We start from the raw sequence: 15327 nt of genomic DNA on the forward strand, positions 1-15327 counted from the left end.
ATGTAGCACTAAGATCTCTATAATGCTGCAAAATGCGATAATAATCTATATAAGGCTACCATTAAGTAGAATACTTATTAAATGTATTAGAAATCGATTATAAAAATATTTAATAAAATATATTTTACATCACATAAAATGATGTATTAATTAAGCAATGCATATAACTATGTATCATGGGATGATTTTTTAATAAATCATTTCTTCTTCCTTTAGTGATATTTTGTCTATGCTAATTTTATTTAGCGCGCATATAAACTAAACTGGCTTCTAAGCGAGAACGCACATTAAGTTTTTTCAATAAATTACGAATATGTACTTTGACTGTTTCTTCAGAAATAAAAAGAGATTTAGATATTTCTCTATTTTTTAATCCATTAGCAATTTCGCGTAATACTTCAAATTCACGTTTTGTTAATGAAGAAAGTGGATCTTGATATTGATGACGATTATTTAAATATTGATGAATTTGATTGCTAAAAATCGGTAAACCATTTGCTGCACTTTTTAAGCTATTAACTAACATATCTAATTCGCAATTTTTTAATAAATAACCATTAGCACCAGCATCGATAGCATTATAAACATCAATTCGATTAGCAGAAAGAGAGAGAATTAATATATAAGATTTAATCCCCTCTTTTCTAATTTGACGAATAACTTCAGGACCATACATATTAGATATATTAATATCTATCATAATAATATCTGGTTTTAATTGATTTGCTACATTAATAACATCAATACCATTACTTACTTCGGCAACAACAGTAAATTCAGGTGCGGCTTTAATGAGCTGTTTTAAACTATGACGTATAAGGGGATGTTCATCAACCAACATTATTGAATGATTAGACATAGTATATTCCTTTTTAAATGCCTGTAGAAATAAATGGTGTTTTTACAACTGATTTTAATTATTAGTCTTTAAAGTTTTTTGAAAAAATAAAACAGTGCAAGAATATAAGAAAAACAATATTAATGAAATAACCAAAAGGTAATTATCTTAAATAAAAAACACATAGAATTTAATAATTTTAAATTCAATAATCTTAAATTTTATAATTATAAAAAAATTAATAATATAAATGTAACTAGTTTTATATTTTAATTTTAATATTATTTAGTTATGTTAATTTTACTGATATGATGTTTGCGGTTTACTTGTTTCTATCGAAATTGTTGTATATGTCATGATTTCATTGATAGAGATTATTATAATGGGGATGTTTTTTGCTAATAAAATTCTTTAAGGACACACAATGGATGAAAAATTAAAACAAAGTGCGCTTGATTTTCATGAGTTTCCCCAACCAGGAAAAATTGAAGTTACCCCAACTAAACCATTAACGGCACAACGCGATCTGGCTCTCGCTTATTCTCCCGGTGTTGCTTATCCTTGTCTTGAAATCGCAGCAGATCCTTTGGCCGCTTACAAATATACGGCTAAGGGTAATTTGGTGGCGGTAGTTTCTAATGGTACGGCAGTATTAGGTCTTGGAAATATAGGTGCTTTGGCCGGTAAACCCGTTATGGAAGGCAAAGGGGTTTTATTTAAAAAATTTTCCGGCATTGATGTCTTTGATATCGAAATAGACGAATCTAATCCAGATAAACTGATCGATGTTATTGCTGCATTGGAGCCAACCTTTGGCGGAATCAATTTAGAAGATATAAAAGCGCCAGAATGTTTCTATATTGAGAAAAAACTGCGTGAAAAAATGCAAATTCCCGTTTTCCATGATGATCAGCATGGTACGGCCATTATTTCAACCGCCGCGATATTGAATGGTCTGCGTATTGTTAATAAAAAAATTGAGCAGGTACGTTTAGTTGTTTCCGGTGCAGGTGCTGCTTCTATCGCCTGTATGAATTTATTAGTGGCATTAGGTCTTAATTGTAGCAATATTATTGTCTGTGATTCAAAAGGGGTTATTTATCGAGGCCGCGATGAAGTAATGGATGAAACCAAAGCCGCTTATGCAATCGAAGATAATGGTTTACGTACTTTAGCTGATGTTATTCCAGGTGCGGATATTTTCTTAGGCTGTTCAGCACCCGGTGTATTGACGGCAGAAATGGTAAAATCGATGGCTAATGCCCCGCTTATCTTAGCATTAGCCAATCCAGAACCAGAAATTCTCCCCTCATTAGTAAAAGCTGCCCGGCCTGATGCGATTGTCTGCACTGGGCGTTCAGATTATCCTAATCAGGTAAATAATGTACTCTGTTTTCCTTTTATCTTTCGTGGCGCGTTGGATGTTGGTGCCACCACAATCAATGAAGAGATGAAACTAGCTTGCGTTCAGGCTATTGCTGATTTGGCATTAGCTGAACAGAATGACGTTGTTGTCTCTGCTTATGGTGATCAGGAATTAAAATTTGGTGCTGATTATATTATTCCGAAACCTTTTGATCCGCGCTTAATCGTTAAAATTGCGCCGGCAGTTGCTAAAGCAGCGATGGAGTCAGGAGTAGCAACCCGACCTATTGAAGATTTTAATTCTTATATAGAAAAGCTTAATGAGTTCGTCTATAGCACCCACCTATTTATGAAGCCAATTTTTTCTCTGGCTCGCAAAGAGAAAAAACGGATTGTATTAGCGGAAGGTGAAGAAGAACTCATATTGCATGCAACACAAGAATTAATATCTTTAGGTTTAGCTTATCCGATTTTAATTGGTCGACCCAGTGTTATTGAAAAGCGGATTGAGAAACTTGGGTTACAAATTAAAATTGGTGATGATTTTGAGTTAATTAATAATGAAAACGATCCGCGTTTCAAAATCTATTGGCAACAATATTATCAATTAATGAAGCGCCATGGTGTTTCGCAGGAAATGGCACGTAGGGAAGTCATTAATAACCCAACCTTAATCGGTGCGTTAATGATCCACCAAGGTGAAGCTGATGGCATGATTTGTGGTACTGTGGGTAGTTATCATCAACATTTTAATATTATAAAAAATGTGCTTGGCTTCCGGCAGAATAGTTCGGTTGCTGGCGCCATGAATGCACTTATGTTGCCAACAGGAAATACTTTTATTGCTGATACCTATGTGAATGATAATCCCACACCAGAGGAGCTGGCAGAACTTACACTGATGGCAGCACAGGCAGTAAGGCATTTTGGTATTGAGCCTAAAGTGGCACTATTATCTCGCTCATGTTTTGGTTCTTCAGACTGCCCATCGGCGCAAAAAATGCGTAAAACATTGGCCCTAGTTAAACATGCCGCTCCTGAGTTGGAAATTGATGGTGAAATGCATGGCGATGCAGCGTTAGTTGAAAGTATTCGGCGAGATATTATGCCAGATAGTACATTAAAAGGATCGGCTAATTTGTTGATTATGCCTAATATGGAGGCTGCGCGTATTAGCTATAACTTACTTCGTGTTACTAGTTCTAATGGAGTCACTGTGGGGCCGGTATTAATGGGAGTAGCAAAACCAGTACATATATTAACACCGGTTGTGTCGGTAAGACGTATCGTTAACATGGTTGCGCTTGCAGCAGCGGAAGCACAAACTCAGCCATTATAGTATAAGACTCATCACCAATTTAAACCTCTGTAATAGCAATTACAGAGGTTTATTGTGTTATGGCAATAAAATAGAGCTTGTAAATTGGGTTAATTAATTATTTATAAACTTATTTAAAAAAAGGGGTAATTAATTGCGATGGCTGTCTTTTATTGATTAAATTTTTGTTATTAAATAACTAAACAGTTGCTAATAGGGTGTTCTTGATAATGATGCAATTAAGCCACTGCTTTCCTTATCGATATTTAAACATGGTACTATTAACCTGGTTGTTAAATATAATCGTGTTTACCAGCTATGCAGGAGAAAAAATGATAATTCCAATGGCAGAAAAGCAACCACATAAAATGGTATTACATGGTGATACCCGCATTGATAATTATTATTGGTTAAGAGATGATACAAGAAAAAATAAAAAAATTATCAAATACTTGACTGAAGAAAATCAATATACCAATACGGTATTAAAATCGGGCACTGCATTAAGGGAACAACTGTTTAGTGAGATGGTCGCTCGTATGGAGCAACAAGATCAATCGGTGCCTTATATTTATAATGGTTATATTTATCGTACCCTTTATCAAGAAGGTAAAAATTATCCTATTTATCAGCGTAAACCTGTTAACCAAAATAGTGATTGGCAGATGTTAGTTGATGGTAATGAACGTGCGAAGGGACATCAATTTTATACATTGGCTGGTATTGCTGTTTCTGAAGATAATAATCGTTTGGCAATTGTTGAAGATTTCCAAGGGCGTCGTCAGTTTGAGGTTTCATTTAGACAATTAGATAGTAAAAAATGGCAAAATGGGGTAATTAAAAATACCTCGGGTAATATTGTATGGTCTAATGATAATCAAACACTCTATTATATTAAAAACCATCCACAAACATTGTTACCTTATCAAGTCTATTACCATCAATATGGAAAAGAGCGGGTTGAAGATAAAAAAATTTATCAGGAGAGTGATGACCGATTTTACTTGAGCATAGCAAAAAGTAGCTCAAAAGCGTATATCCTGTTATCGATTAGTAGTACAGAAACAACAGAATATCGATTGATCGATGCCAATAACCCCACTGAAGCGCTTACGGTATTTTCACCTCGCCAAACTGGTCGTGAGTACGACTTAGATCATTTTCGTGATAATTTCTATATTCGCTCTAACCACCAATCGGAGCAATTTGGCTTATATACCACTCAATCAATTGAACAGCCGTGGCAAACGGTTATTACACCAAATAAAGAGACTGATCTAGAAAATTTTGCGCTTTTTAACCGTTGGCTGGTGGTTGAAGAGCGTCGTAATGGATTGGTAAATCTTCGTCAAATAGACTGGCAGACAAAACAGCAAATAATGGTTCCATTTGATGAACCGGTATATAGCGCGTGGATTGATTATAATCCAGAACCTGATTGCGAAACTTTACGTTACGGTTATTCATCACTGACTACACCAATATCCGTTATGCAGATAAATATGCAAACTGGACAACGTGATTTGCTAAAACAACAACAAGTCAATGGATTTAATAAGTCACTGTATACCAGTGAGCGTATTTGGGTTCGAGTAAAAGATGGTACCGAAGTACCGATTTCGTTGGTATATCGCAAAGATCTATGGCAAAAAAGCAAAAATCCTATTTTGATCTATGGTTATGGTGCTTATGGTATTAATGTGGATCCGGTTTTTAGTTCAGCACGTTTGAGTTTATTAGATAGAGGTTTTGTATATGCATTAGTCCATGTTCGTGGTGGCGGTGATTTAGGTAAAACCTGGTATCGGCAAGGTAAGCTTGAAAATAAGGCTAACAGTTTCAGTGATTTTATTGATGCAACTAAGATATTGATTGCCAAGGGTTATGCTGATGTAAAACGGGTATATGCGATGGGAGGCAGTGCTGGTGGTTTATTGATGGCAACGGTGATTAACCAGGCACCGGAACTCTATCGAGGGGTGGTTGCTCAAGTTCCTTTTGTCGATGTTGTGACAACGATGCTTGATCCCTCAATTCCATTAACAACCGGAGAATATGATGAATGGGGTGATCCTGCTGAACAAGAAGCTTATTTCCGCCTAAAATCATACAGCCCCTATGACAATATTAAACAGCAACGTTATCCAAATTTACTGGTTACCACGGGCCTGTATGATTCCCAAGTTCAATACTGGGAGCCGGCTAAATGGGTGGCTAAATTAAGGGAGTATAAAGTAGGTAATACTGTCTTATTGTTGGAAACAAATATGAAAGCCGGCCATGGTGGTCAATCGGGTCGTTTTAACCGCTTAAAGGATACGGCACTGGAATATGCTTTTATTTTGATGCTAGATGATAATAAAAAATATTTTCCTGATTTTGATATTCAATAAATTTTTGCTGGCCTTATATAATAATTTAATATAAGGCTAATAAAACTATTTTTATATATGATAATTTATTTAAATTAAGTAATTTTATTGATCGATAAGATTTTACTTTCAAGCCAGCCATCTTTTAGGCGAGTTTTTATTTTTCCCCCAATATCTGCTTGTTGGGTATTGGTTAAAATCCTGCCATCAGGTAATTCACTGATGCTATAACCACGCGCTAATGTTGCTAATGGACTTACTGCTTGAAGACGAGAACAGCTAATAGCAAATTTTTCTCGATATTGGCTTAATGTTTGATTAATTAATTGTTTTAATTGGAATTCATGTTGAATATAGCGTTGGCGACAATTTTGTAATTGTGGTCGCGGATCACATAATATTAAACGTTGTTCCAGGCTATATTGTTGACGATTAAATTGCTGTAAATATTGTTGGGTGGCGCTAACAAGTTTTTGTTGCAGCTGAATCAAATAATTTTGTTGGCGGGTTATCCGCAGTTCAGGATGTTGTTGTTGTAGTTTATGTTGTAATTGATTAAACACACGTAGTTTACGCGCCAAGAAATAGTCCATCGCCATTTCCAGTCGCTGTTTTTGTTCAAGTAGTTGGCGGAGTAATTCTTGTTGGTTACGACTGACTAGTTCTGCCGCTGCTGAGGGTGTCGGGGCACGTAAATCGGCAACGAAATCGGCAATAGTTACATCGGTTTCATGACCAACCGCAGCAATAATTGGTAACTGACTGGCAAAAATTGCTCGCGCAACTTTTTCATCATTAAAAGCCCATAAATCCTCCAATGAACCACCACCCCGGCCGACAATCAGTACATCACACTCTTGCCTGTGATTAGCCAACTTAATGGCACGAACAATTTGGCAAGGTGCATCTTCCCCTTGCACGGCGGTGGGATAAATAATGACAGGTAATGAAGGATCGCGGCGTTTTAATATATTCAAAATATCGTGTAATGCGGCGCCTGTTGCTGAAGTAATTACCCCTAAGCGTTTGGCGGGCATTGGTAGCGCTTGTTTGTAATATTGAGCAAATAGTCCTTCAGCTGAAAGTTTTTGTTTCAATATTTCAAATTGTCGTTGTAATAACCCATCACCTGCAGGTTGAATATTGTCGATAATTAATTGGTACTCTCCTCTCGGTTCGTACATGGTAACAGTTGCTCTAACTAACACTTGTTGACCATTTTGTGGCCGAAAATTGACCCGTATATTTTGACCACGAAACATCGCAGCGCGTAGCTGCGCTTTTTCATCTTTTAAAGTGAAATACCAGTGGCCAGAAGCCGGCTGAGAAAAATTAGAAATTTCTGCATTAAGCCAAATTCTGCCAATTTGAAGTTCAAGTAATTGCCGAACAGATTGATTAAGTTGGCTAACTGAGTAAATTACACTATTTTCTGAAGTTAACATATTAAGTTAGCAACACCTTGTAAATAAAATTAATAGCTAAATATTAGCAGCTATTGTTTTTATTATACATAGCATCATAGTAAAGAATACAACTGTTTATCCCATTCATGTTGCTCAAGGTTGGCTGTTTTCATTCGTATGGTTATATTTTTGTCTTTAGGATTAGACTTTATATCGGTGATAATAAATTCTGTTTTTGGCCAGAATAATACTTCATGTTTGCCATCTTTTAATAAAGCGGAAATATTGGCACCGACTAAAGGTTCACTATATTGAATTTCATATAACACATTAATTTCATTAATAGCTAATGAATTGATGTCTTTTAAATAAGATATAACATTATCAAGGATATCACTGGTACTGAAGAAATTATCAAGTTTTTGCGAACTATTCCTTTGCAAGAACATCATATCGGCAGCTTTTCTGACTTCACCACGATAAACCATTCTAGGCACAAATTGGCTATGATAATTATCGAATAATGATAAATGCATTAAAGATAAATTTAATTGGGCCACTAAAGGGTGATGATGATTAGCCGCAGCCCCAAGTTTTAGCATACTATTTAAATAAGTGTAGCTGCTGTATTGGTAATCTTGAATACTATACCAATCAATAAAATGGCATTTCTTATAACCTTCTAATTGATTAAATTGATTCATTGTTGATACAAAATTAATTTTAGATTTATTTTCAACATAATCTTTATCATAAATTGGGGTTAAAAGTGCTAACGCTTCATCATATGAGTGTATGGGGTGACTAATATCCTCATTAGTATAGAGAGAATCCAGAAAATGAAGATGCTGTTTTTCAATTGTTGAAAGCGAGGGAGAAGCTCTTCGTGTATCTGATTGGTAAGTGGGTATTTGATTGAAGTTCGTTTTATTAATGGCGAACATAACTTTCCTTAGTTTAACCCGTTAATTTTACCCATATTTTAAGTGAGAACTAAATTTTAAAAAGTGATGTTTAGAGCAGAATAATTTAAACAAAATAACTAATCCCAGTAAAAATTTATTTGATTTGAAATTAATTAAACAATTCTGTCAATAAATTATTAACAAGTTAAAATCTGAATTTGATAATGTAATTATGCGTTTTTGTCGGCAAAAAAAGAATTTTAGTAAGAAAGTAGTGGAGTCAATAAATTTCGTCATGTATAATATGGTCGCAATATTTTATCTTTTTCCGAATTCTGCCTGGTGAGATATTGCTCATGCTACGTATAAAGAAAGAAGCGCTAACATTCGATGATGTATTGTTAGTTCCCGCACACTCAGATGTATTACCTAATACGGCTGATTTATCAACTCATTTAACTGCCTCGATCCGTTTAACAATCCCTATGCTTTCTGCTGCCATGGATACTGTGACTGAATCAGATTTGGCCATCGCATTAGCCCAAGAGGGCGGAATTGGTTTTATTCATAAAAATATGTCAATTGAGCGTCAGGCAGAAGAAGTTCGCCGAGTTAAAAAGTATGAAAGTGGTATTGTTATCGATCCAGTTACCGTCACGCCTGAAACCACAATTCGTGAAGTGTATGAGATGGAAGAACGCAATGGTTTTGCTGGTTATCCTGTGGTTAACAATAATAAAGAATTGGTTGGCATCATTACCGGTCGTGACATCCGTTTTGTCACAGATTTGGATCAGCCGGTTACCGCAGTAATGACAGCTAAACCGCATTTGGTCACGGTGAAAGAGGGTGAATCCCGTGATGTGGTTTTACAGAAATTGCATGAAAGGCGTATCGAAAAGGCATTAGTGGTTGATGATAATTTTCATCTGTTTGGTATGATCACAGTAAAAGATTTTCAAAAAGCTGAACGCAAACCTAATGCATGTAAAGATGAGCAGGGTCGTTTGCGAGTCGGGGCGGCAGTCGGTGCGGGTGGCAATAATGAACAACGGATTGAGGCATTAGTCGCGGCCGGTGTTGATGTATTGTTAATTGACTCCTCGCATGGACATTCACAGGGTGTTTTACAGCGTATTCGTGAAACGCGGGCAAAATATCCTGATTTGCCAATTATCGGAGGTAATGTTGCTACCGGCGAAGGGGCAAAAGCCTTAGCTGAAGCCGGCGCCAGTGCGGTAAAAGTCGGTATTGGCCCAGGCTCTATCTGTACAACACGAATTGTGACTGGGGTTGGTGTCCCCCAGATCACTGCAATCGCTGATGCTGTTGAGGCACTTAATGGCATGAATATACCAGTAATTGCCGATGGGGGAATTCGCTTCTCGGGTGATATTGCTAAAGCACTGGCAGCGGGCGCTTCATGCGTTATGGTTGGTTCAATGCTTGCTGGTACCGAAGAATCACCCGGCGAAACTATTTTGTTTCAGGGACGCTCTTATAAAGCTTATCGAGGAATGGGATCATTAGGTGCTATGTCGAAAGGCTCTTCTGATCGTTATTTCCAAACCGATAATGCGGCAGATAAATTAGTTCCTGAAGGAATAGAGGGCCGGGTTGCTTATAAAGGATTATTGAAGAATATTGTTCATCAGCAAATGGGTGGCCTTCGTTCTTGTATGGGGCTAACAGGTTGTGCCACCATTGATGAATTAAGAAGCAAAGCAGAATTTGTCCGGATCAGTGGTGCGGGTATCCAAGAGAGTCATGTGCATGATGTTACCATCACCAAAGAATCACCCAATTATCGCTTAGGTTAACCATTTTATCAGCGGTTTTTCCCTATAAACCGTCAAATTATTATTTGTTTTTGGAATTATTTTTAGATGACAACCGACATTCATCAATACCGAATTTTGATCCTCGATTTTGGTTCACAATACACGCAATTAATTGCCCGTCGCATTCGTGAAATTGGCGTTTATTGTGAGCTTTGGGCATGGGATGTTTCCGAGGCACAGATACGCGAATTTAATCCCAACGGAATTATTCTTTCTGGCGGGCCGGAGAGCACGACCGAGCAAAACAGCCCACGTGCACCGGAATATGTTTTTCAAACCGGCGTTCCGGTATTAGGTATTTGTTATGGTATGCAAACGATGTCCATCCAATTAGGTGGGCAAGTTGAAGTCTCTGGCGAGCGAGAGTTTGGCTACGCCCAGGTGTCAATTCAACAATCTTGTGAACTATTTCGTGATATCTATGACAGCTTAAGTGCTGATGGCAAGCCATTGCTTGATGTATGGATGAGCCATGGCGATAAAGTGACTGCTATTCCGACGGATTTTAAAGTTATAGCCAGTACCGATAGCTGCCCATTTGCTATCATGGCAAATGATGAAAAACATTTCTATGGCGTCCAATTTCACCCTGAAGTGACCCACACTCATCAAGGTGCGGCTATTTTACAGCGTTTTGTATTAGATATTTGTGGTTGTGAAGCCCGTTGGACTGCGGCGGCAATTGTTGAAGATACGGTACAACGCCTAAAGGCACAGATTGGTGATGATCAAGTGATTTTAGCGTTATCTGGCGGTGTGGATTCATCAGTTACTGCGCTATTACTCAATCGTGCGATTGGTAAACAACTGACTTGTGTATTTGTTGATAATGGTTTATTACGCTTAAATGAAGCGCAGCAAGTTATGGCCATGTTTGCTGGTAAATTTGATCTTAATATTATTCATGTGGCTGCCGAAGAGCGCTTTCTTAGCGCATTGGCGGGTATTGATGAGCCAGAATCAAAGCGTAAAACGATCGGTCGTGTTTTTATTGAAGTATTTGATGAACAAGCCGCTAAACAAACGCAAGTAAAATGGCTAGCACAAGGGACTATTTATCCAGACGTAATTGAGTCCGCTGCTTCGGCGACCGGTAAAGCACATGTCATTAAATCTCACCACAATGTAGGCGGCTTACCAGCAGAAATGAAACTGGGTTTAGTTGAGCCCTTAAAAGAGTTATTTAAAGATGAGGTGCGTAAAGTAGGCCTGGAGTTAGGACTTCCTTACGACATGTTATACCGTCATCCATTTCCTGGCCCTGGCTTAGGAGTAAGGGTATTGGGTGAAGTGAAAAAAACTTATTGTGATCTCTTACGCCAGGCAGATGCCATTTTTATTGAAGAATTACATAAAGCCGATCTTTATCATAAAGTCAGCCAGGCCTTCACCGTTTTCCTGCCGGTGCGCTCAGTTGGTGTAATGGGAGATGGTCGCAAATATGACTGGGTCGTATCATTACGAGCCGTTGAAACCATTGACTTCATGACCGCCCATTGGGCACATTTGCCTTATGATTTTCTTGGCCGCGTGTCCAATAGGATCATCAATGAAGTCGCTGGTATCTCTAGGGTAGTTTATGATATTAGTGGTAAACCTCCAGCGACAATTGAGTGGGAATAAAAAACGCATATTTGCCAAAATAACTTCCCCAAACAACCCAGTGAAAATACATTTACTGGGTTTTTTTATTAGGCAATACTTTTATAATTGTTATTTTTAATAAAAAAGTAATTTAATATTTTATTTATAATCGATACAAAATACCTATTTAAAAATTAATTTTAGTGATATGTTACATAAGAAATTACTTTGATAACTTATTTAATTATCTATTTTATTATTTAATTAAATATTTAATGTTATATATAAAGCGCATATTTACTGAACATCTATAGTATTAAGATTATATTAAAAAGTGGCTAAAAAGCATTACTATTTATTTATATTTATTAATCAGTTGTTAAAAGAAATATAAGTATTTTTTTAAGCATTAACTAATTATTTTAAATTGCTATAGTGCTTGTTCTGGGATGATAATTTTCAGTGCTGTTATTGCATTTATTACTCATTATTTCTTTGCAGAAATAAAAATTATTGATCAAGGAGTAAGCGAAATGAAAACAAGATTACTGTTGACAATGTTAACGTTAATGAGTGCCTCGAGTTTTGCCAGTATCACCACTGATATTAAATCAATGCATGGCTATATTGATAGCCCAGCGAGTCGGGCTTATTTGTGTTCAATGTTGGAAAACAAAAATTGTGGTCCAATTGAGTATGAACCGCAATCAGTGGAAGGACGAAAAGGTTTTCCACAAAGAGGGCCAGCGGATGGCAAAATAGCCAGCGCTGGTGTAGGAATGTTTAAGCAATTGGATGAACAATCAGTAACGCGCTGGACTAAGGTTAATATGAGATCAGGTGAAAATGTGTTTCACTGGACATTAACTGCCCCACATAGTACCACCGACTGGGAATATTTTATTACCAAACAAAACTGGGATCCTAATGTCCCATTAAGTCGCGCTGCGTTTGAATTACAACCCTTCTGTTCACGATTTGATGGTGGTGCAGTACCCGCCCGAGAAGTTACCATGAAATGCATTGTACCTTATCGTACGGGTTATCAAGTGATTTTAGGTGTCTGGACTATTGCAGACACATCAAATGCCTTCTATCAAGTGATTGATGCCAATATGAATGCTCGTTAGTTTTAATTGGCTAAATAGGATTATTTTTTGATATTTATTTTATTCTAATAAAAATTAATTTTATGGTAATACAATGATTAATAAATATATTTCTAACGGTATACCAGCTGAACCAGGCGAATTTCCCTTTTTTTGTGCATTATGTCTTTCTGATTCTGCGGATATCAATAGACATCGCTGTGGTAGCGTTCTTATTAATAAACGTTGGGTATTGAGTGCAGCACATTGTATTGAAAATATTGATGTTGCAAAACTTAATGTTTATGTTGGCATGGAGCACTATAACCCCGGTGCAATTTATCAAGATAAAGTAAAAATTAAACAGATTATTAGCCATCCTTATTGGCGTAATCCACCCACTGATGTAGATTGTCCTGCGCCGTTTGATGTACCTTATGATATTGCTTTACTCGAGTTAGCCCGCGAAACAATTAGTAATGATTTTGCCAGTATTAATGGTATCAATAAACATGTTGATTTACCTGAAGGTACTGAAGTAACTGCGATTGGTATGGGGGATACTGAATTGGGCAAAACATCTGAATATTTGCGAAAAACAATTATTTCGATCGCCAATCCTAAACGATGTATTGAAGTACCCAGTGGTTACCCATCAACTTGCCATAAGCCAGCCTTACATATTTGCGCAATTGGTAATAATACCATAACAGGAGGAGGGGATTCAGGTAGTCCAATATTAGCTAACGATGGTAACAACACAGTAGTAGGTTTAGTCTCGCGTAGAATAATGCAGTCAATGCAATTTACCAGAGTAAGTTATTATAGCGATTGGATCCTAAATAATATTAATAAGTAATTTTCTTGATTTTATTATGTAAATAAAACAACTTATTACCATTAGGATTTTTGCTTAACAAACCTGGTGTAGCTACTGCCAGGTTTGTTATTGATTTTTTAACGTTTTCTACCACCTAAAATACCACGTATAATTTGATTACTTATTTGACGCACCGCAGATTTAGTTGCCGTTTGCACTAAACCCTCTTTTTTACCTCCTCTGGGGCCAGTTGAACCAAATAGGAAATCTTTTAAGCCGCCAACAAACCCACTATCTTCACTATTTTTTGTGATTTGATTTGTTTGGCTAGTAGCCGTTATATTATCGCTGGTTTGATTTGCCAGTTTTTCATAGGCTGATTCACGATCCAACATTTTTTCATACTTGCCATAGAGATCTGAATGATTAAGTAGCTGACTGCGTTCTTCGCTAGTTAAAATTCCCATGCGTGAATCTGGCGCAATAACAAAAGCCCGTTGAACAATGTTAGGACGTCCTTTTTCATCTAAGAACGAAATTAATGCTTCACCTACACCCAGTTCAGTTATCGCCTGCTCAGCTTTAAACTTTGGATTTGCTCGCATGGTTTCGGCTGCTGCTTTAACGGCTTTTTGATCACGCGGCGTAAAGGCGCGTAATGCATGTTGAACCCGGTTGCCCAGTTGTCCTAGGATATTATCGGGAATATCAAGAGGATTTTGCGTAACAAAATAAACACCAATGCCTTTTGAACGGATCAGCCGAACAACCTGTTCGATTTTTTCTAGTAAAGCGGTCGGTGCGTTAGTAAAAAGTAGATGTGCTTCATCAAAGAAAAACACCAGTTTCGGTTTTTCAACATCGCCCATTTCAGGTAAACGTTCAAAAAGTTCCGATAATAACCATAATAAAAACACAGCGTAAAGCTTAGGTTGATTATATAGTTTGTCTGCCGCAAGAATGTTGATCATTCCCTGGCCTTTAGAATCGGTTTTGATCAGATCAGCAATATCAAGCATGGGTTCGCCGAAAAAGTAATCAGCACCTTGCTGTTCAAGGGTTAATAAGCCACGTTGTATGGCGCCGATTGAGGTACTGGCAATGTTACCGTATTCAGTTTGAAATTGTTTTGCATTTTCACCAACATATTGAACGGTAGCACGCAGATCTTTCATGTCTAACAATAGTAAGCCATTGTCATCGGCGATTTTAAAAATAAGTTGTAATACACCACTTTGTACATCATTTAAATTCATTAAACGAGATAACAGCAATGGTCCCATATCTGAGATTGTTGCTCTTACCGGATGTCCTTGTTCTGCAAAAACATCCCAAAAAGTGACAGGGCAAGCAGCGGGATGCCAGTCTGTTACACCAAGCGCTTCTAGGCGTGATTGCAATTTAGGTGTTAAAACTCCTTTGGCACCAATCCCCGAAAGATCACCTTTCACATCAGCCATAAAAACCGGCACCCCAATTTGAGAAAAACTTTCTGCCATTTTTTGCAGCGTTACGGTTTTACCTGTTCCTGTTGCACCGGTAATTAATCCATGTCGATTTGCTAGCGCAGGCAATATGGCTAATTCAGTTTCACTATTTTTAGCGATAACGAGAGATTTTTGCATCTAAAATTATCCTCTGTAGTCGGCATGATGGGTATAATTTTGTTGTCAGGCTCGATAGCAGATTTTCGTTAAATTTTAAATTACCAGACAAAATAGGGTAAATACGCCTGTTATAATATGATTAATTAATAAAAAATTATAAAAGAGTATAGGGTAAAGATAGCT

The 15327-nt window shown here is 37.1% G+C and carries 10 protein-coding genes; 6 read left to right on the plus strand and 4 right to left on the minus strand.

Features of this window, described 5'->3' with window-relative positions:
- Positions 1–238: 238 nt before the first annotated feature.
- Complete coding sequence (locus tag LDL57_RS07230; protein ID WP_180560007.1) at positions 239–859, minus strand: response regulator; 621 nt, start codon at positions 857–859, stop codon at positions 239–241.
- A 403-nt stretch (positions 860–1262) separates the two neighbouring features.
- Here LDL57_RS07230 and LDL57_RS07235 point away from each other — a divergent pair, with 403 nt between their 5' ends.
- Both LDL57_RS07235 and LDL57_RS07240 read left to right on the plus strand, forming a co-directional pair.
- Positions 1263–3542 (plus strand): NADP-dependent malic enzyme, encoded by a 2280-nt coding sequence (locus LDL57_RS07235; protein WP_180560006.1) that lies wholly within the window; start codon positions 1263–1265, stop codon positions 3540–3542.
- Positions 3543–3853: 311 nt separating this feature from the next.
- Positions 3854–5914 (plus strand): S9 family peptidase, encoded by a 2061-nt coding sequence (locus LDL57_RS07240; protein WP_180560005.1) that lies wholly within the window; start codon positions 3854–3856, stop codon positions 5912–5914.
- 74 nt (positions 5915–5988) lie between these two features.
- On the opposite strand, the gene xseA is transcribed toward LDL57_RS07240, so the two are convergent.
- Together xseA and LDL57_RS07250 are read right to left on the minus strand one after the other, a co-directional pair.
- The gene (gene xseA, locus LDL57_RS07245) at positions 5989–7338 is read right to left on the minus strand and encodes an exodeoxyribonuclease VII large subunit (protein WP_180560004.1); all 1350 of its coding nucleotides are present in this window, start codon (positions 7336–7338) and stop codon (positions 5989–5991) included.
- Positions 7339–7412: 74 nt separating this feature from the next.
- Positions 7413–8243, minus strand: coding sequence for a hypothetical protein (locus tag LDL57_RS07250; RefSeq protein WP_180560003.1), 831 nt, complete (start codon positions 8241–8243; stop codon positions 7413–7415).
- 317 nt (positions 8244–8560) lie between these two features.
- On the opposite strand from LDL57_RS07250, the gene guaB reads away from it, so the two are divergent.
- The 4 genes from guaB (at position 8561) to LDL57_RS07270 (ending at position 13576) form a co-directional block, all read left to right on the plus strand.
- Positions 8561–10024 (plus strand): IMP dehydrogenase, encoded by a 1464-nt coding sequence (gene guaB / locus LDL57_RS07255; protein ID WP_180560002.1) that lies wholly within the window; start codon positions 8561–8563, stop codon positions 10022–10024.
- Between the two features lie 66 nt (positions 10025–10090).
- Positions 10091–11668: a glutamine-hydrolyzing GMP synthase gene (guaA, locus tag LDL57_RS07260; RefSeq protein WP_180560001.1), complete on the plus strand. Its 1578-nt coding sequence runs from the start codon at positions 10091–10093 to the stop codon at positions 11666–11668.
- A 494-nt stretch (positions 11669–12162) separates the two neighbouring features.
- Positions 12163–12759, plus strand: a complete 597-nt coding sequence (locus tag LDL57_RS07265; protein WP_180560000.1) for a lytic polysaccharide monooxygenase — start codon at positions 12163–12165, stop codon at positions 12757–12759.
- A gap of 73 nt (positions 12760–12832) precedes the next feature.
- Positions 12833–13576 (plus strand): S1 family peptidase, encoded by a 744-nt coding sequence (locus LDL57_RS07270; RefSeq protein WP_180559999.1) that lies wholly within the window; start codon positions 12833–12835, stop codon positions 13574–13576.
- A 98-nt stretch (positions 13577–13674) separates the two neighbouring features.
- On the opposite strand, the gene LDL57_RS07275 is transcribed toward LDL57_RS07270, so the two are convergent.
- The gene (locus LDL57_RS07275; protein ID WP_225507399.1) at positions 13675–15162 is read right to left on the minus strand and encodes a helicase HerA-like C-terminal domain-containing protein; all 1488 of its coding nucleotides are present in this window, start codon (positions 15160–15162) and stop codon (positions 13675–13677) included.
- Positions 15163–15327: the final 165 nt, after the last annotated feature.

It is taken from the genome of Arsenophonus apicola, from assembly GCF_020268605.1.
Taxonomy (GTDB): Bacteria; Pseudomonadota; Gammaproteobacteria; order Enterobacterales; family Enterobacteriaceae; genus Arsenophonus; species Arsenophonus apicola.

Coding starts and splice junctions, on each gene's coding strand:
- LDL57_RS07270 (WP_180559999.1), top strand. CDS start 12,833: ATGATTAATAAATATATTTCTAACGGTATACCAGCTGAACCAGGCGAA.
- guaA (WP_180560001.1), top strand. CDS start 10,091: ATGACAACCGACATTCATCAATACCGAATTTTGATCCTCGATTTTGGT.
- LDL57_RS07235 (WP_180560006.1), top strand. CDS start 1,263: ATGGATGAAAAATTAAAACAAAGTGCGCTTGATTTTCATGAGTTTCCC.
- LDL57_RS07230 (WP_180560007.1), bottom strand. CDS start 859: ATGTCTAATCATTCAATAATGTTGGTTGATGAACATCCCCTTATACGT.
- xseA (WP_180560004.1), bottom strand. CDS start 7,338: ATGTTAACTTCAGAAAATAGTGTAATTTACTCAGTTAGCCAACTTAAT.
- LDL57_RS07250 (WP_180560003.1), bottom strand. CDS start 8,243: ATGTTCGCCATTAATAAAACGAACTTCAATCAAATACCCACTTACCAA.
- LDL57_RS07265 (WP_180560000.1), top strand. CDS start 12,163: ATGAAAACAAGATTACTGTTGACAATGTTAACGTTAATGAGTGCCTCG.
- LDL57_RS07275 (WP_225507399.1), bottom strand. CDS start 15,162: ATGCAAAAATCTCTCGTTATCGCTAAAAATAGTGAAACTGAATTAGCC.
- guaB (WP_180560002.1), top strand. CDS start 8,561: ATGCTACGTATAAAGAAAGAAGCGCTAACATTCGATGATGTATTGTTA.
- LDL57_RS07240 (WP_180560005.1), top strand. CDS start 3,854: ATGATAATTCCAATGGCAGAAAAGCAACCACATAAAATGGTATTACAT.